This window comes from Litorivivens sp., assembly GCF_041625495.1.
Taxonomy (GTDB): Bacteria; Pseudomonadota; Gammaproteobacteria; order Pseudomonadales; family Spongiibacteraceae; genus Litorivivens.
In genome coordinates this window covers 1-17191 of record NZ_JBFJTH010000078.1, presented here as the reverse complement: position 1 = coordinate 17191, position 17191 = coordinate 1, and the positions used below count along the sequence as shown (strand labels likewise).

Here is a 17191-nt window from a genome sequence, read left to right as displayed (position 1 = left end):
AGTAATATCGGGGAAGGCCGAACCCTCTATCTTGAGGTGGTGGATAATCGAGGGAAGGAGGCCATTGGCAGTCGCGGAGGCCTCTATAAAGACACCAGCCTGATCACGCCGGCCAATGATCTGGCGGACGCGATTCTGGCGGCATCAACGCGCAAGTTTCGCGAGATGGGCTTTGTGGTGCAGACAATGCCGCTTGCCAGCGCCGACATACGTATAGTGGTAGATACCCTAAGCTATCGCGATCCAGAAAAGTCCAGTGTGGGTTTCGAGGTTGAGCTAGAGAGCCTGTTGCGTGTTGAGGCAACCCAAAACGGTGACAGTTACACGGGGCGTTATCAGGTGAAAAACACCAAGACCTACGCCACGGTTCCTGGCAGGGACCGCAATGAAGAAATGATCAATGAGACTTTGTCAGCAGCGCTGCAAAGGCTGTTTAGTGATCCAAAGCTGCTGGCATTTACGTTGCGCTAGGCATAGTGCTTGGTTCCGGTGAGGGCTTGGTTTGGCCCTCACCGGAAAGGCCTTAGGCCGTTGCCAACAGTTCGCCGTGCTTGGCCGCTGGCAGTCGTGGCCCGTAGTTGCTGACCACCTCGGCCGCCGAGATGCTGGCCAGTCGACCTGCGTCGGCAAAGTTCAAGCCATTGGTGATGCCGTAGAGGAATGCACCTGCAAACATGTCACCTGCGCCGTTGGTGTCGACGGCTGACACTGCGCGTGGTTCTATTTCAATCAGTTGTTCACCATCAAATACCAGTGCACCTTTGGCGCCGAGGGTAATGGCGAAGGTGCGAGCGACCTTCTTCAGTGCCGCCACCGCGTCATTAAGAGTGCTTGATTGAGCCCAGCCGAGGGCTTCATCTTGGTTGCAGAATATCATGTCGACACCGCCGCCCAGCATTTCCTGAAGGCCGTCGCGGAAAAACTCCACCATGCCTGGGTCTGAGAACGACAGGGCGGTTTTGACGCCGTTGGCCTGTGCCATTTCGCGCGCTTCGATGGCCGCGGCGCGCCCGGTAGGAGAGGTTACCAGGTAGCCCTCCATGTAAAGGTATTCCGAGTCTTTCAGGGCAGCATGATGCAGCTCGCTGGCCGACAGGGTTTCGCTGATGCCCAAATAAGTATTCATCGAACGCTCGGCATCAGGGGTAATCATTACCAAGCAGGTGCCCGTCACACCTTCAACACTTTTCTGGCTGTAATTGGCATCCACGCCTGCTGCGCGCAGGTCGTTCATGTAGAATTCACCCAGCGCGTCGTCGGCAACCTTGCAGGAATAAAAGGTTTTTGCGCCAAAATAGCTGGCGGCGATGATGGAATTTGCGGCAGAACCTCCGCTGGCCTGTTTGGCGTGAATCAGGTGACCTTCAAGGGTATTCAGAATCGTTTCCTGGCGTTCCCGGTCTACCAGGGTCATCACGCCCTTGTCGACTCCCAGCATGGTGAGATCCTGATCGCTAACTTCGATTTCGGTGTCGACCAGTGCCGCGCCAAGGCCGTAAACATGATATTTGCGCATGATGTTTTCGCTGTATTTTGTAAGAAAGCAGCATTATCCGGTTTGACCCGGGTTTTGCAATAATGCGCCTAAACCGAAAGCGACCTAACCCAATAGATTTGAGCTAATGGCAAAGAAGAGAAGTACCCGAAAAGCGACATCATCGCGCCGTTTTTTTCGTTGGCAGACCCTGTTCAAGCTGCTGGTAGTGGCGGCGGTGGTGGGGCTCGCCTTTGTTGTTTACTGCGATATTCAGGTGCGCAGCGCCTTTGGTGAGGTGAGCTGGCAGCAGCCAGCCAAGGTATATGCGCGGCCTCTGATACTGGCGCCAGGGGTCACGGTCGGTGCGAGTGACCTTGAATATGAGCTTGGCCTGCTGGGATACCAAGTTGATGCGGCATTGCGTTACCCCGGCTCTTACTACCGACAGAATAATACCCTGGCTATCCACTATCGCGAATTCGCGTTTCCAGAGCAGCGTCGCCCGGCGGGGAGTGTGCTAATTCACTTCTCGCCAAGAGGGTTCGTGCAGCGGGTGGAGTCGATGTCGGGACGTCAGCTGGAAGAAGCGGTACTCGAGCCCACCGTCATCGGTGGTATCTATCCGAACCTGCACGAGGACCGCTTACTCATCCGGCTGGAAGATACGCCGCGGATGTTGCTTGAAGTACTGCTTCAGGTTGAAGACAAAGATTTTTACCAGCATTTTGGTATTTCACCGCGCAGTATTGCTCGGGCACTGCTGGCCAACCTGAAAGCTGGTCGCACCGTTCAGGGCGGGAGCACCATCACCCAGCAGCTGGTCAAAAACGTGCTGTTAACCCGTGAGCGAAGCCTGTGGCGGAAGTTTCAGGAAATGATCATGTCGGTGTTGCTGGAGCTGCACTACAGCAAGGATGACATACTAGAAGCTTATATCAATCAGGTGTATCTCGGTCAGGAAGGTTCCCGCGCGATTCACGGTTTTGCCCTCGCTGCGCGGCACTATTTCAATAAGCCGCTAGACGAGCTGAATTTGCCGCAGACTGCGATGTTGGTGGGGTTGGTAAAAGGACCGTCGTACTATGACCCGTGGCGGCACGGTGATCGTGCCCGGGCCCGGCGTAATTTGGTACTGGCGGAATTGGCTGAGCAGGCATGGTTAACCCCAGCTCAACTGGCGTCACTGGAGCGAGAGCCACTGGGCCTGGCGAAAAGCAGTGCGGTTGCCGGTGTGTTTCCCGCCTATGTGGATCTGGTGCGCCGCCAGCTGCGGCGCGACTACCAAAACAGCGACCTGCAAACCCAAGGATTGCGGGTTTTTACGCCTTTCGACCCGATCGTCCAGCGTCATGCGGAGCGGGCACTTACTCAAACACTGGAAGGTCTGGGTAAAAACTACTCTGAAGTGCAGGGCGCGGTAGCGGTAACCTCGGTGACAAACGCCGACGTGGTGGCATTGGTTGGTGGTCGGCGGCCGCGTTTTGCCGGTTTTAATCGCGCGCTGGATGCTCTGCGCCCCATCGGATCGCTGATCAAACCCGCGATTTATCTGGCGGCTTTGCAGCAACCTCAGAAATTCACCTTAGCCAGCTTTGTTGACGACAGCCCAATTGCGCTGCGCAACCCGGACGGCAGTTTGTGGCAACCCAGTAACTTTGACAATGAGGTGCATGGCCGGGTCATGCTGCACGAGGCGCTGTCACGTTCCTATAACCTTGCAGCGGCAAGCTTGGGCTTGGAGCTGGGGGTGGGTCAGGTAGTGGCGACGCTGAAATCGCTGGGGGTGCACCGGCCAGTGCCCGAGGTGCCCGCCTTGCTGTTGGGCGCCGCTGAGCTGTCACCGATCGAGGTCAATGCGATGTATCAGACTATTGCCTCGGGCGGCCGGGCGCAGGCGATGCGTGCCATATACGCGGTGACTGATCCTAAGGGGCACCTGCTGGCGCGCTACCCACAGAAGCCACAGCGTGCGGTGGACGAAGCAGCGGTACACCTGCTGCAATATGCTTTGATTGAAACGGTGCGTGAGGGCACGGGTCGTTCTGTATATCAGGTGTTGGATCCGGATTTTCGCGTGGCGGGTAAAACCGGCACCAGTAATGATTTCCGCGATTCCTGGTTTGCCGGGTTTTCGGGAGACTACGTGGCAACAGTGTGGCTGGGGCATGACGACAATAAACCCTCGGGGTTGACGGGCGCTAGCGGTGCGCTCAAAGTCTGGCGCAACTTTATGGCCAATGCGAGTCATGAGCCAATGGTTTTTCAGCCGGTAGAAGGTGTCTCCTACCGCTGGATAGATCCGGAAAATGGCAAAGGCAGTCACGCCTGGTGTGAAGGGGCGCGACAAATGCCTTTTATTGGTGGCAGTTGGCCAACCGTTGAATCACCGCGCTGTGTGCGCACCTTACCTGATCTCTGGCAGTGGTTTCGTAATGTCTTCGAATAACACAAATTTCGGTTCGCTTTTGGCTATCCAGGAGAGGCTGGCGCAATTCCGTCCGCGCAAGCGCTGGTGGCGGCGCTGGGTAAAGCGCTCGGCGGTGGCCTTGTTGGTGCGCGATGGCAAGATGGGCCCTGAAGTGTTGATGATCAAGCGCGCTGACCGCGAGGGTGACCGCTGGTCTGGTCACATGGGGTTTCCGGGCGGACGTATGGAAACCGATGATGACCACAGCAAGGAAACGGCCGAGCGAGAAACCCGCGAAGAAATCGGGGTCGATCCGGAAAACTTTGGTCGTTGCATTGGCCGCTTGTCCGATATCGCCACCAGCCCCCACAGTGGCTACCGACCAATGGTGATTACCCCATATGTTTATACGGTTAAGCGACTGCCAGAGCCTAAACCCAATCATGAAGTGGCTGAGGTGATCTGGGTGCCGCTGGCCTTTCTGGCCGATCACAATAATCGTACCGAAATGACCTGGCGACGCGGCCGGATGGCCATGCGCCTGCCCTGTTATCACTACCGGGAAAGGCAAATCTGGGGGTTGTCGTTAATGATGCTGGATGAGTTACTCGGTCTCCTGCAGTGACTCCAGCTTTTCCTCCAGCAGCTCTTCCCGGATTTGCTGGCGCAGAAATACGCGGGTGTCTGTGAGCAGTTCCTGCTTTTCTTCCGGCGGTTTGGCGGCTTCGGCCAGCAAAGTTTTGTCCGCACGGCCGTCAATGAAGGCCTTTATCAGCTTCAAGCTCACTGGCGATTTCTTTTTGTCGAGATAGAGCCAGCGGCGGGAATCATCCACGTTACCACTGAGGTAGCCATTGTGGTGTTTGAGCCAGTAGACGCCGCAGCGGCTCAAGGTATAGTCGCCTTTTCGGCCGAAGCTGTAGTTTGGCGTGCTGGGGTTAAAACCCCAGTCCGGAATTTCCTCTATGGACTCCAGCACCATCAGCCACTGACTGCCATCTTCGAAGTCTTTTACATCCGCCCGGCACAAATTGCCGATAGCGCCCCAGATGCGAATCTGCTCCTGAAATAATTTGCCTTGCAGTACGTCGGAAACTGCTAGATCCATGGAATTACCGCTGTGCTGGGTAACGGTGCCCAGTACGATGGTTTTTCCAGTTAAATCAAGTTGGGTGAAGTTGCCTTCCCAGATGCAGCGACAAGCATGGCTGTGAGTTGCCAGTATCAGCAGTACAAAAGATGTAAGAAATCGAAGTGCCGCCATGAATCACCTTTTACCAAGCGGCCAAAGACTACTTTAAAGGCAGGCGGCAGCTCAAGCCCCGGGTGTCGAAAAGCCAGGCATAAAAAAGCCCGGCTTGTGCCGGGCTCTGGTGACTGTCGAAATGGCTTACAGGTCGACGACGACACCGATAAACGCGCCATCTACTGTCATGTTGAACTCTTCGTCATCATCACCTTCCAGGTCCAGTACAAAGCTGCGCATTCCCAGCTCAAGGCCAACGATGCCCATGATTTCGTAGCCGAGACCAATTTTGGTGTCGATCAGTGAATTGCCGCTGTAGCCGATGCCGTGAAGTTCACCAGACGCGTAGAGGCCCGGCAAAAAGGGCAATGATACCCGTGCATTGGCGTAGAGCAGGGGCAGCGTGCCTTCGATTTCGGAGGACGCTGATTTCTGACCATCAGAGATAGTGGCTTCGCCGTCAAATTTGCGCGCGGTGAGGCCGACATCCAGCGATACGAAGTTATCCAGAATCTCGTAATACAGGGTGGCATCGACATGGCTCAGATCGATATCGGACGTCACTTGCTGGCCCTGATTATAGGTCTGACCTTCATAGTTGAAGGTGCGAGATACAGTGCCGGTTTCTTTAACTTCGATGCCGGTGCTGCCGATGCGGATGTTGGGCAGAACGGGAATCGGGTGCTCCAGGGCAACGAAAAAGACGTTGGCGCTGTCATCGTCAAAATTCAGGTCATCTTCCAGGTCAATCTCATCACTGCCTGTTTGTTCAGATCTCAGGTCTCCAGAAAAATTCTGGCTCCAGTTGTAAACGCCAGCCGTGACACCGAGGATGTCGGCTGATGCAGAGAAGGGCAGGGCAAGCGCCAGTGCGGCGAGCAGTTTCTTATTCACGTTATGTATCCTCAATTATGGAGCGTTATGGAGCGAGTTTATTCAAAAAAAATGACATTTCCTAGCGTCGCGCGCTATTTTTGGGCATTAACCTATGCCTGCGTGTTTAGCAGCATGGCCGCTTCTTTGGCGAAGTAAGTCAGGATTCCATCGGCGCCGGCGCGTTTGAAGGCCAGCAGGGATTCCATAATCACGGCATCGCGATCCAGCCAGCCCTTCTCAAATGCAGCGCAATGCATGGCGTATTCCCCACTCACCTGATAGGCGTAGGTGGGGGCGGCTAGTTCATCTTTGACTCTGCGCACAATGTCCAAGTAGGGCATGCCGGGTTTTACCATGATCATGTCCGCGCCTTCCTGAAGATCCAGTGCACATTCATGCAAGGCTTCATCGCCGTTGGCGGGATCCATCTGGTAGCTGTATTTGTTGCCTTTGCCAAGGTTGCCGGCAGAGCCCACTGCATCGCGGAAAGGCCCGTAGTAGCTGGAGGCGTATTTAGCGGAATAGGCGAGAATACGGGTGTTGACATGGCCCGCTGCTTCCAGTGCCTGGCGGATATCGCCGATGCGCCCATCCATCATGTCCGACGGCGCGACCACGTCGGCGCCGGCGTTGGCATGGGACAAAGCCTGTTTTACCAGTGTATCGACAGTGCGGTCGTTCAGAACGTAGCCCTTATTGTCGATGATGCCGTCCTGCCCATGGGTGGTGTAGGGGTCGAGCGCGACATCGGTGATAACGCCGAGCTCCGGAAACCTGTCCTTTAGTGCACTGACGCAGCGCTGGACCAGACCGTTGCTGTTGTAGGCCTCTTCGGCGAGTTCGGATTTCCCGGCCGCGTCGACTACCGGGAACAGCGCAATGGCCGGTATACCCAGTTCAATCAGGGTTTTTGCTTCCTGCAGTAGCAGGTCGACGCTCAGTCGTTCGATGCCCGGCATAGAGGCAATGGCCTCGCGCTGGTTTTTACCGTCCAGCACAAACATGGGGTAAATCAGATCGTCAGTGCTCAAGTGGTTTTCGCGCATCAGGCGACGCGAAAAGGTATCGGCGCGCATGCGGCGCATTCTGGTGTTGGGAAAGGGGCCGCGGCTTAGGTTGGTCATGAGTGAGTCCCGTCTCAGAGCGTTTTAAAGACGCGCTCAGCAGCGTCTATGGTGGCGTCGATATCGGCATCGGTGTGCGCCGCAGACAAAAAGCCTGCCTCATAACTGGCCGGAGCCAGATAAACACCTTCATTCAGCATGCCGTGAAAAAATCGGTTAAAGCGTTCGGTGTCGCAGGCCATCACCTGCTGATAGTTAGTGATCGCTTCCTCGTCGGTGAAGAACACACCGAACATGGTACCGACATGATTACTGGTCATGGCAATGCCGGCAGCCTGTGCGCGGTCGCGCAACCCCTGAATCAGTCTGGAGGTGCGTGCAAACAGGGGTTCGTAAAACCCCGGCTGCTGAATGGCCTTGAGCATGGTAAGTCCTGCGGCCATCGCCAGCGGGTTTCCGGACAATGTGCCGGCCTGATAAACGGGGCCGGCGGGGGCGAGCTGTTGCATGATATCTTCGCGGCCACCAAAGGCCGCTACAGGCATGCCGCCGCCCATGACTTTGCCCAGTGTGGTGATATCGGCGGTGACACCATAATGACCCTGAGCGCCGCCGGTGCCCAAGCGAAAACCGGTCATCACTTCGTCTATGATCAGCAGGGCGCCACTGTTATCGCACTGCGTGCGCAAACATTCTAAAAAGCCGGGTACTGGTGGTACGCAGTTCATATTGCCTGCGACAGGCTCCACGATCACGCAGGCGACCTGATTTCCGATTTCCGCAAACGCCTGCTCTACACCGGCAATATCGTTGTAGGTAAGCGTGATGGTGTGATCCGCCAACGATTTTGGCACACCGGGTGAACTGGGTACGCCGAACGTCAGCGCGCCGGAGCCGGCCTTGATCAACAGTGAATCCGAGTGGCCGTGATAACAGCCCTCAAACTTGATGATCTTGTCGCGCCCGGTTGCGCCGCGCGCCAGGCGGATGGCACTCATGGTTGCTTCGGTACCGGAATTCACCATGCGCACCTGATCCATACCGGGCACCAGCTGGCACAGGGTTTCTGCCAGTTCGGTTTCAACGGCGGTGGGTGCGCCAAAACTGAGACCCTTTTCGAGGGCTTCTTTTACCGCCTCTATAACCTCGGGGTGAGCGTGGCCCAGTAGCATGGGGCCCCAAGACAGCACGTAATCGATATAGCGTTTGCCGTCGACATCGTAGAGGTATGCTCCCTTGGCGTGGTCGATGAACACCGGGGTGCCACCGACGGCTTTAAAAGCCCGAACGGGTGAGTTTACGCCACCGGGGATACGTTGTTTGGCTGCCTCGAAAAGCTTCTCTGAACCTTGCATATTTCTCTCACTTCTTTGCGTGGGCGCATTATCGCTGATTGGTGGCGACTTTTCAGGTGCAGAATTATAACGGGCGAACCACAACCAGAATGACTGCGCCAAATAAGACAAACACCGGAGCTTCATTAAACCAGCGATAGAATACATGGCTGCGAACATTTGCGTCGGTGAGGAATCGTTTAACGAGCACGCCACAGTAAAGGTGATAGCCTATCAGTGCCAGCACCAATATCAGCTTGATCTGCATCCAGGTCTGCGAAAGATAGTACTGCCAGTTCTGGGACAGCAGTGCCAGCCCGAGAACAATCGTCAGCACCGCAAATGGGCTGATAAATCGATACAGTTTTCGTTCCATGATTTTCAGGTGGTCGCGGGTGGCCGCATCTTCAGCCATGGCATGATAAACAAACAGGCGCGGCAGATAGAAGATGCCGGCGAACCAGCACACCATGGCGATGATGTGAAAAGCCTTTATCCAGAGCATTGGGTTTAAAACCTTATTGGCAGATTGTAGTGATCAGATAGCGCCTCGCGGGTAATAACCCCTTCGTCAGGCGGGCCTCGGCGCTGCCTTCGGGCGCTGACAAACAGGCTATCCAAACCTTCCTGGTTCATGGTTTCGAGTGCTTCCATCAGGGTGCCGTTGATCTCAAAGTTGGCGGCACGGCGACGGTTTTCCAGCACGGCGAGTAGATCAATGCCAGCGTCCGCTTCAGTGTCTTGCGTCTCGCTAAGCACGGGAAACCAGTGTTCCCGGTGCACGATAATACGCTGACCTTCGGCGTTGGTAATCACCAGCCAGCGCACTGGCTTTTCCAGCAGTTTCTGTAGCTCATGACGGTCGGGCTTTTGTGAAACATGCTTGATATTGCGATCCATCACAGCGGCGGCACTGGTGCGCAGTAGCGTGAGCGTGAGCGGATTCGTGCGCACGGCCTGCTGCATGGCGAGCAGGGTAGTCTGGTGAGCTGATTGCAGCTTAAACAGTTCCCGGTGGACCAGTTGCGCGCTGATAACCGCGAGCATAGCCGGAAATATGATGTTCAGGTTGTGTGTCAGTTCGATGACCGCCAGCAGCGCAGCGAGCGGCGCATTGAGAATGGCGCCCATCAGCGCCGCCATTCCCATCAGCACATAAAAACTGTGATCCGGGGCGAGCGCGGGAACGGCGGCAGCGCCCAAAATGCCGAGTGCACCGCCGGCGAAGGCACCGACCAGTAGTGACGGACCGATAATGCCGATCGGCATTCCCATGCCGCAGGAGATGGCGGTTGCCACCAGCTTCAGAACCGTCAGTAGTAGCAGTAATTGCAGGGAGTAACTTCCATCCAGCGCGGCTTGCAGGCTGTCGTAACCGATGCCCAGTACCTGCGGCGCCAAAAGTGCACAGACACCGGTAACAAGGCCCGCAATACCAAGTCGGAGCCAGATCGGTTTATTGAGCCAGGTCAAACAGCGCTTCTGGATAAGCACAAATAGTGCTGACAGTGTGCCGCCTATACAACCGAGCAGTGCGATAAACGGCAATTCCAGCAGCGAGGTCATGTTTACATTGGTGGCGGGCAGGAAAACCACCGCGCCGAAAACTGCCTGAGACAGCGTAGTGGCGGTCACTGCGGCCAGTATAACGGGAACAAAGCCCGCGACAGTATATTCCAGCATCACCACTTCCATCGCGAAGATGACGCCGGCAATGGGGGTGTTGAATGAGGCCGCAATGGCTGCCGCTGTTCCGCAAGCTGTCATCACCCGCAGACTGTTATTCGGTAATCGCAGCGCCGCACCGAACAGACTGCTGGCGGCAGAACCGATATGCACAGCGGGTCCTTCGCGCCCGCCCGATTGCCCGCTCAGCAGGGCGACAAGGCCTCCGGCAAACTGAGTAAACAGATTGGCAGGCGGCAGACGACCTCGACCATTGTGCAGGGCGGCGATAACGTGGGGGATGCCGGTAAAGCGATGCACCGGGCTGACAAAGTGAAGACATATCCCAAGCAGCAAGGCGCCGCCGAAAGGTAGCAACAAATGCCAGTGCCAGCTCAGGGCTTCAAAGTTTTCCGGCGATTGGTCGGGAAGCCAATGGGCGAGTGGCCATTCAAGTGCCAGGCGAAAGACAATCATCAACACAGCGGTAATGGCGCCGGACAGGATGCCGAGCAGCGCGTAGGGTAGCGCTGCTTCGGGGCTGGCCAGTCGGCGCCTGAAACGGCTGAGGGTGCCTTCGGTCACAAGGCTGGGCCTGAGTTAAAGTCTACTGGTGCCGTATTCTGCGTCATCCTGCCTTCGCGTGTGCCGGTCAAATCCAGTATTATAAAGGCCCTTCTCGCTGCGCGCCTAATAGCGTTGTTTGCGGGGTATTCAATCTCTAGTGAAAACGGGCAGGAATTTAAGCGTGTTAAAGGTTGGTATTGTAGGTGGCACGGGCTATACCGGGGCTGAGCTGTTGCGAATTTTGGTAGACCACCCTGATGCAGAAGTGACCATGATTACCTCGCGCGGTGAAGCTGGTCTGGCGGTGGACGAACTGTTTCCCAGCCTGCGCGGCCGCTTGGATCTGCGCTTTACCGAGCCAGATACCGAAAAGCTGGGTGCCTGCGATGTGGTGTTTTTCGCAACGCCGCACAATGTGGCGATGAACACCGTGCCTGACCTGTTGAAGACCGGCACACGAGTGATTGACCTGTCGGCTGATTTTCGTATTCGCGACGCTAAGCTCTGGAGCGAGTGGTATCACGAGGAACATGTCTGCCCTGAGCTGCTTTCAGAGGCGGTGTATGGCCTGCCCGAGGTCTTTGCTGATGAGCTGAAAACTGCTCGACTGGTGGCCTGCGCAGGTTGTTATCCCACGTCCATTCAGTTGGGCTACTGGCCGCTGCTTGAAGAAAAGCTGGTGCACACCGATGGCTTGATAGCCAGTGCAGCCTCCGGGGTGAGCGGCGCGGGGCGTCAGGCTAAGGTGGGGTTTCTGTTTGCCGAGGTTGCTGAAAACTTCAAGGCTTACGGCGTTTCCGGGCATCGACATTTGCCTGAAATCAACCAGTGCCTTGGTTGGGCAGCCGGCGAGCCAATTAACGTGATTTTTACTCCGCACCTGCTGCCGATGATTCGCGGTATTCACGCCACTCTGTATGCGAGACTGCGTGATCCGGCTGTCGCCCTGGATGAGCTGCAGTACCTTTATGAACAGCGCTACAAGGATTCGCCCTTTGTCGACGTAATGCCGCTGGGGAGTCATCCTGAAACTCGCAGCGTAAAAGGCAGTAATAAGTTGCGTATAGCTCTGCACCGCCCGCCCAACAGTGATCACGTTGTGGTGTTGGTGGCAGAGGACAATCTGGTGAAAGGGGCTTCCGGTCAGGCAATTCAATGCATGAACATTATGTTCGGGCTGGATGAAAGTGCCGGTCTGGGTGCGATATCAGTCTTTCCCTAGGCCGAAGCTAAAGCTGGTATACTTGACCAAATTGCTTGGGTATTTAACAATCGTCCCTGATGTGCGGGCGTTACGAGGAGTGGTATGTCATCTGTCGAGCAGTTTACCCCGACAGTCATCAATCTGACGGCGAGTGCGGTGGACAAGGTTCGCGCGCTCAAAAGTGAGGAAAATAACGGCGACCTGAAGCTCCGGGTGTTTGTTACCGGCGGCGGTTGTTCCGGTTTCCAATACGGCTTTACCTTTGACGAGCTGGTGGCCGACGATGATACGGTGGTTGAAGTGGAGGACGTCGCTGTGCTGATTGATCCGCTGAGTTACCAGTATCTGGTGGGTGCACAGGTTGACTATGAAGAAGGCCTGGAGGGTTCACGCTTTATGGTCAAAAACCCCAATGCGAGTACAACCTGTGGTTGTGGCTCGTCCTTTTCTATCTGATGCGCTTCATGTCGCGCTAGGGCGGGAACACCGCGCCCAGCGGTACCTCACGTGCCGCGCCTGTCACGCTCGGCAAATTCCCGCTTAAGCCCCTAAGTCTTCGATACGCCAACCAGGCGAACGCCAGGCCTTCCACGTGTTGGGGGTCTGCTCCCAGTGAAGCTGTGCTTGCAATCTGGGCCGGGTGTAGCAGTGATTCCAGTCTTTGCATCAGTGCGGTATTAAAGGCACCGCCCCCGCAAACGTAGATTTCGTTTGGGCCGGGTGACAGAGCCTGCAGCGGGCGGGCGATACTTTGCGCGGTGAGTTCGAGCAAGGTCGCCTGTACGTTTTCTGGAGCGATGTCTCTGTCGGTCTGATCGATGATCGCAATCAGTTGTTTCAGGTCGAAATCTTCGCGGCCTGTGCTTCGTGGGCCCTGTCGGTTCGCGAAGTAGGGATGTGACAGCAATTGATCCAGCAACGGGGCATCGACTTTGCCGCTGGCAGCAAATAGCCCTCGATCATCGAACGCCTGCCCGTTGTGCTGCTTGATCCAGCCGTCCATCAGCACATTGCCGGGGCCGGTGTCGAAACCGGTGCATGGTCCGTTTACCGGCAACAGTGTCAGATTGGCCATGCCGCCGATATTGATAACCGCTCGATCGTGCGTGGGCGATGCGAAAACGGCGCGGTGAAACGCTGGGGCGAGTGGCGCGCCTTGACCGCCTTCGGCGATATCGCGGCGTCTGAAGTCGGCCACCACGCAGATGCCGGTGCGCGCCGCCAGTGTGTTCGGGTCGCCGATCTGTAGTGTAAAGGCAGTGCTGGCGGCCTGTTCAGGCGTTGGTGGCCGGTGCCGGATGGTCTGGCCGTGGCAGCCAATGGCTTCAATCTGGGGGGCATTCAGCGAGGCGGAGGCCAAAAGTTGTTTTACTGAGTCGGCGTAAAGTGTGGCCAGTGCCCGGTCTGCCCGCCCGAGCAGTTCAATCTCATTGTTGCCGGGTTGGCAGAGCTTGCGCAGAGTCGTTTGCAGCTCTGCCGGGAACGGCGTATTCAGGTGGTGAAGGTAGCGGGGCGCGCCATCGTCACCAATCTCACACAGCAGTGTGTCGACACCGTCCAGGCTGGTGCCGGACATGATGCCAATATAAAGCCCCATTAACCGGAGCCGACGGAAGATGTTGACGGACTGCGGTAGCCGGCCTGAACGGAATAGGTAGAAAGCTGCAGATGCATACCCTGTACCGAGTTTTTGAACATGGCCATTTCCGTTGCTGTAATCTTTCGGGCCTTGGGTAGCTTCTCAATAATGGTGCTCGGGTTGCGGTGTACACCGTTCAGCAGAAATTCGTAGTGCAGGTGCGGGCCGGTGGCAAATCCGGTAGACCCAACCCAGCCTATGGTCTGCCGTTGATCAACTCGGTCACCTTTTCGAACGGCTTTGCGATCCAGATGCAGGTATTTGGTAATGTACTGGGAGCCGTGCTGGATAATCACGTAATTGCCATTGGCCTTGGTGTATCCGGCTTCGATGATTCGGCCATCGCCAGCAGCGTAGACAGGTGTGCCGCGCGGTGCAGCATAGTCGATGCCACGGTGAGGGCGCACGGTCTTGAAAATCGGATGCAGGCGGTTTGGGTTAAAGGGTGAGGATATGCGGGAGAATTCGAGCGGCGCACGCAGAAAAGCCTTTTGCATACTCTCGCCGTTCAGTGAATAGTAGCCAGTTTTGCCCAGTGCATTTGTATAGCGGAAAGCTTGGTAGCTGCGTCCGCGGTTGACGTATTCGGCTGCCAGAATCTTGCCGGACTTGTAGCGCTGGCCGTCTATGTAGAGCTCTTCGTAGAGCACGATAAAGTGATCGCCGGCCCGCACGTCATAGATAAAGTCCATAACACCGCCAAAAATGTTGGCCAGCTCCATGATGAGGCCGTCTGGCATGTCCGCATCTTCGGCTGCTTTATAGAGTGAGGACGAAATGGTAGCGCTGGCGATGCGTGGACGTACTTCCGGTTCGCGAACCAGCTCGGTGGCGCTAAAGCCTTTGGCGGTGCGTTCGTAAACGAGGGAAGTCAGAGCATTCTGCTTGAGCTTCATGGCCAGCAATTGACCGTCCTGAATGTGGAAGGACAGCTGCTGTCCGGGCTTGATCCGGCTCAGGGGCTTCACTTCGGTGGTGCCGGTTATCAGTTCGTGTACGTCGCGGGCGGTTAGTCCGACGCGCTGGAATATATGGGACAGGCTATCACCGGGTTGAACGGTAACATCATCCCAGGGAGTGATTGGTGCTAGCGGCTCCTGTTCGATGTCGACAATCACGCGATCTATGTCAGAAGGCGCAATTTCGAGCGAGAGCGGGATGGCGGTGCGTTTGGCCTCGGCCTGTTCGCCGGGCAAGAGCAGCAATAGTAAAACAACGGCGACAAAGGTCGACATGGCTGCTACCACCTGCTTTTTCGGAGGGTGGGGCAGATTTTGTCTGTTGTTGCGAGTTCCGAAATGCATCCGTCGGGCCTGCTGTTTTTTAAACATCACTATAACGCGTCGTTTTCAATTTGAAAATAGATTTAAATTGAGCAATATGAGTCACTTAGCGTGGTAACCTCTAATAAAGCATCAAACAATAGCTGCAAAGTGCCAACTTACCCCGCATCGCTTGCAATTCGGGGAGGGTGCTGTATTGTGCCAGCTCTTTTGCTTGGGGCTATAAGAATTTATCCGGAGTGTGATCGTGGTAAATAAAGATTTAATCGCGGATCTGCGCGCACGTGGGCTAATTGCGCAGATGAGCAGCGACGAGGAGCTGGAAAAGCACCTCAACGAAAGCCCCCGAACACTCTATTGCGGTTTCGACCCAACGGCCGATAGCCTGCATATCGGCTCGCTCGTGCCCCTACTCACCTTGAAACGTTTTCAGCTCGCTGGCCACAAGCCGCTGGCGCTGGTGGGCGGTGCGACCGGCTTGATTGGCGACCCCAGCTTTAAGGCTCAGGAACGCAAGCTCAATACGCCGGATGTGGTGGCGGGTTGGGTCAACAAAATTCGCGCTCAGGTCAGCCAGTTTATCGATTTTGATTGCGGTGAAAACTCCGCTGAAGTGGTCAATAATCTGGACTGGATCGGCAGTATCAATGTGTTGGACTTCCTGCGGGACGTGGGTAAGCACTTCGCCGTGAATGCGATGATACAGAAGGAGTCCGTCAAACAGCGGATCGAGCGTGAAGGTGAAGGTATCTCCTATACCGAATTTACCTACATGATTCTCCAATCATACGATTTTGCCGAGCTTAACCGCCGCAACGCCTGCACATTGCAGATCGGGGGCTCTGATCAATGGGGCAACATTACCGGTGGTATCGACCTGTCTCGCCGGTTGAATCGGGCACACGTATTCGGTCTGACCCTGCCTCTGGTGACTAAGGCAGACGGTACCAAATTTGGCAAAACAGAGGCTGGAACGATTTGGCTTGATCCTGCCAAAACCTCTCCCTATGCCTTTTATCAGTTCTGGCTAAACACTGCAGATGCAGATGTTTACAAATTCCTGCGTTACTTTACCTTCCTCTCACCGGCCGAGATCGATGATATCGAGGCCGCGGACAAGGCTGCGCAAGGTCGACCTGAGGCTCAGGGGATTTTGGCGCGCGAGGTGACCCGGCTGGTTCACGGTGACGCGGGGCTCGCAGCAGCCCAGCGCATTACCGAGGCGCTTTTCAGTGGCAATGATGAAGCTTTGTCGGAGGACGATTACCAGCAGTTGCAGCTCGATGGCTTGCCGAGTTCAACACTGGATCGCACTACCCTGGCGGACATTCCATTGACGCAATTGCTGGCCGATGCGGGAATGGCGGCTTCCGGGAAGCAGGTAAAGGATGCGCTTGGGCGTAACGCGGTCGTCATTAATGGTGTGGCCGCTGGTGCTGCAGACATGATGAACTCTCCTGCCCTGTTTGCGTCTGAAAGTGCGCGTTTCGGACGCTTCTATCTGGTGAAGCTGGGCAAGAAAAAATACCACCTCTTTGTAGCCCCCTGAGTGACTGTCGTAAAAACTTGCTGGTGAACGCTGCTGATCAAGAGGTCGTCAGCGGCGTTTGCAGGTTTTTGCGGAGCCATTCACCAAAGGCTTCTTCCGGCAGCGGTTTGCTGAACAGGTAACCTTGAAAATACTGGCAGCCCAGTGCGCAAAGCGCGCTGAGCTGAGTGCGGTCTTCAATGCCTTCAGCGACAACCGTCATATCCAGTACCGTGCCGATGTTGATAATCCCCTCCACCAATTGCTGCCCTCGGGTGCTGTCGAGGTTGTCTACAAACTGTTTGTCTATCTTGAGTACGTCCAGCGGCAGATCTTGCAGGTAGGCGAGTGACGAGTAGCCGGTACCAAAGTCATCCACGGCAATACTGACACCAAGCTCCCGTATAGCTTGCAGCTGCTTTCGGGCAGTGACTAGCGAATCTACCAGTGCGGATTCCGTCAGTTCGATTTCTATCTGGGGGGCGGGGATGGCGGTCGCCTGAAGGGCGCTTTGCAGCGTAGATGGCAGCGTTTCCTCGCGCAGTTGCCAGGGGCTGACATTGACAGATAGTCGCCCTGGAAGGTGAGTGTTCTGCTCGCGCAGTCGTCCAAGGAAGGCGCAGGCCTCATTAATTACCCAGGCGCCAAGTTTTGGCATAAAGCCGGAGCGTTCCGCCAGTGGAATAAAGATGGCTGGCGAGATGAGGCCCTGGTTGCCGTGGTGCCAGCGCAACAGCGCTTCGGCCCCGCAGCATTGTCCATTGGCGTCCACTTTCGGTTGGTAGTGCAGCGAGAACTCATGATTTTCCAAGGCTGATGGTAAGGCATCCTCGAGATCGCGATCGCGCTGGATCTGCTCCTCGAGCAGGTCATCGAAAAACACGGCCTGGTTGCTGCCTTT

Annotated in this window: 16 protein-coding genes; 6 read left to right on the top strand and 10 right to left on the bottom strand. The window is 56.0% G+C overall.

Annotated elements, in window-relative coordinates; genetic code table 11:
• A partial coding sequence (locus ABYP39_RS10650; RefSeq protein ID WP_372782476.1) for a YajG family lipoprotein occupies positions 1-471 on the top strand: 471 nt, incomplete at its 5' end.
• A 52-nt stretch (positions 472-523) separates the two neighbouring features.
• On the opposite strand, the gene ABYP39_RS10645 is transcribed toward ABYP39_RS10650, so the two are convergent.
• A complete protein-coding gene (locus ABYP39_RS10645; RefSeq protein WP_372749723.1) occupies positions 524-1516 on the bottom strand; it encodes an adenosine kinase in 993 nt (330 codons plus the stop codon).
• A gap of 106 nt (positions 1517-1622) precedes the next feature.
• On the opposite strand from ABYP39_RS10645, the gene mrcB reads away from it, so the two are divergent.
• Positions 1623-3923, top strand: a complete 2301-nt coding sequence (mrcB, locus tag ABYP39_RS10640; RefSeq protein ID WP_372758915.1) for a penicillin-binding protein 1B — start codon at positions 1623-1625, stop codon at positions 3921-3923.
• Positions 3910-4509, top strand: coding sequence for a CoA pyrophosphatase (locus ABYP39_RS10635; RefSeq protein ID WP_372747676.1), 600 nt, complete (start codon positions 3910-3912; stop codon positions 4507-4509). The genes mrcB and ABYP39_RS10635 overlap by 14 nt, the downstream gene beginning before the upstream one ends.
• On the opposite strand, the gene ABYP39_RS10630 is transcribed toward ABYP39_RS10635, so the two are convergent.
• The 6 genes from ABYP39_RS10630 to ABYP39_RS10605 form a co-directional block, all read right to left on the bottom strand.
• On the bottom strand, positions 4489-5148 hold the full coding sequence (locus ABYP39_RS10630; RefSeq protein WP_372782474.1) for a hypothetical protein: 660 nt from the start codon (positions 5146-5148) through the stop codon (positions 4489-4491). The two genes, ABYP39_RS10635 and ABYP39_RS10630, sit on opposite strands and share 21 nt — an antisense overlap.
• 126 nt (positions 5149-5274) lie before the next feature.
• On the bottom strand, positions 5275-6024 hold the full coding sequence (locus ABYP39_RS10625; RefSeq protein WP_372782472.1) for a TIGR04219 family outer membrane beta-barrel protein: 750 nt from the start codon (positions 6022-6024) through the stop codon (positions 5275-5277).
• A 92-nt stretch (positions 6025-6116) separates the two neighbouring features.
• Positions 6117-7130, bottom strand: coding sequence for a porphobilinogen synthase (hemB, locus tag ABYP39_RS10620; RefSeq protein ID WP_372782470.1), 1014 nt, complete (start codon positions 7128-7130; stop codon positions 6117-6119).
• A 14-nt stretch (positions 7131-7144) separates the two neighbouring features.
• Positions 7145-8425 carry a glutamate-1-semialdehyde 2,1-aminomutase gene (gene hemL / locus ABYP39_RS10615; RefSeq protein ID WP_372782468.1) on the bottom strand — a complete coding sequence of 427 codons (1281 nt, stop codon included), beginning with the start codon at positions 8423-8425 and terminating at the stop codon, positions 7145-7147.
• Between the two features lie 64 nt (positions 8426-8489).
• Positions 8490-8909 (bottom strand): CopD family protein, encoded by a 420-nt coding sequence (locus ABYP39_RS10610; protein WP_372747671.1) that lies wholly within the window; start codon positions 8907-8909, stop codon positions 8490-8492.
• Positions 8910-8914: 5 nt separating this feature from the next.
• Positions 8915-10654: a chloride channel protein gene (locus ABYP39_RS10605; protein ID WP_372782466.1), complete on the bottom strand. Its 1740-nt coding sequence runs from the start codon at positions 10652-10654 to the stop codon at positions 8915-8917.
• A gap of 163 nt (positions 10655-10817) precedes the next feature.
• Here ABYP39_RS10605 and argC point away from each other — a divergent pair, with 163 nt between their 5' ends.
• Together argC and erpA are read left to right on the top strand one after the other, a co-directional pair.
• Positions 10818-11858 carry an N-acetyl-gamma-glutamyl-phosphate reductase gene (gene argC, locus ABYP39_RS10600; RefSeq protein WP_372747669.1) on the top strand — a complete coding sequence of 347 codons (1041 nt, stop codon included), beginning with the start codon at positions 10818-10820 and terminating at the stop codon, positions 11856-11858.
• A gap of 84 nt (positions 11859-11942) precedes the next feature.
• Positions 11943-12296 carry an iron-sulfur cluster insertion protein ErpA gene (gene erpA, locus ABYP39_RS10595; protein ID WP_372747667.1) on the top strand — a complete coding sequence of 118 codons (354 nt, stop codon included), beginning with the start codon at positions 11943-11945 and terminating at the stop codon, positions 12294-12296.
• 16 nt (positions 12297-12312) lie between these two features.
• Here erpA and ABYP39_RS10590 read toward each other — a convergent pair whose 3' ends face one another.
• Together ABYP39_RS10590 and ABYP39_RS10585 are read right to left on the bottom strand one after the other, a co-directional pair.
• Positions 12313-13437: an anhydro-N-acetylmuramic acid kinase gene (locus ABYP39_RS10590; protein WP_372782464.1), complete on the bottom strand. Its 1125-nt coding sequence runs from the start codon at positions 13435-13437 to the stop codon at positions 12313-12315.
• Entirely contained in the window at positions 13437-14783 is a 1347-nt protein-coding gene (locus ABYP39_RS10585) for a peptidoglycan DD-metalloendopeptidase family protein (protein ID WP_372747665.1), read from the bottom strand. The genes ABYP39_RS10590 and ABYP39_RS10585 overlap by 1 nt, the downstream gene beginning before the upstream one ends.
• Positions 14784-15003: 220 nt before the next feature.
• Here ABYP39_RS10585 and tyrS point away from each other — a divergent pair, with 220 nt between their 5' ends.
• Positions 15004-16311, top strand: a complete 1308-nt coding sequence (gene tyrS, locus ABYP39_RS10580) for a tyrosine--tRNA ligase (RefSeq protein WP_372782462.1) — start codon at positions 15004-15006, stop codon at positions 16309-16311.
• A 37-nt stretch (positions 16312-16348) separates the two neighbouring features.
• Here tyrS and ABYP39_RS10575 read toward each other — a convergent pair.
• Positions 16349-17191 (bottom strand): putative bifunctional diguanylate cyclase/phosphodiesterase (locus ABYP39_RS10575; RefSeq protein WP_372782460.1); only part of this gene is annotated, 843 nt, incomplete at its 5' end.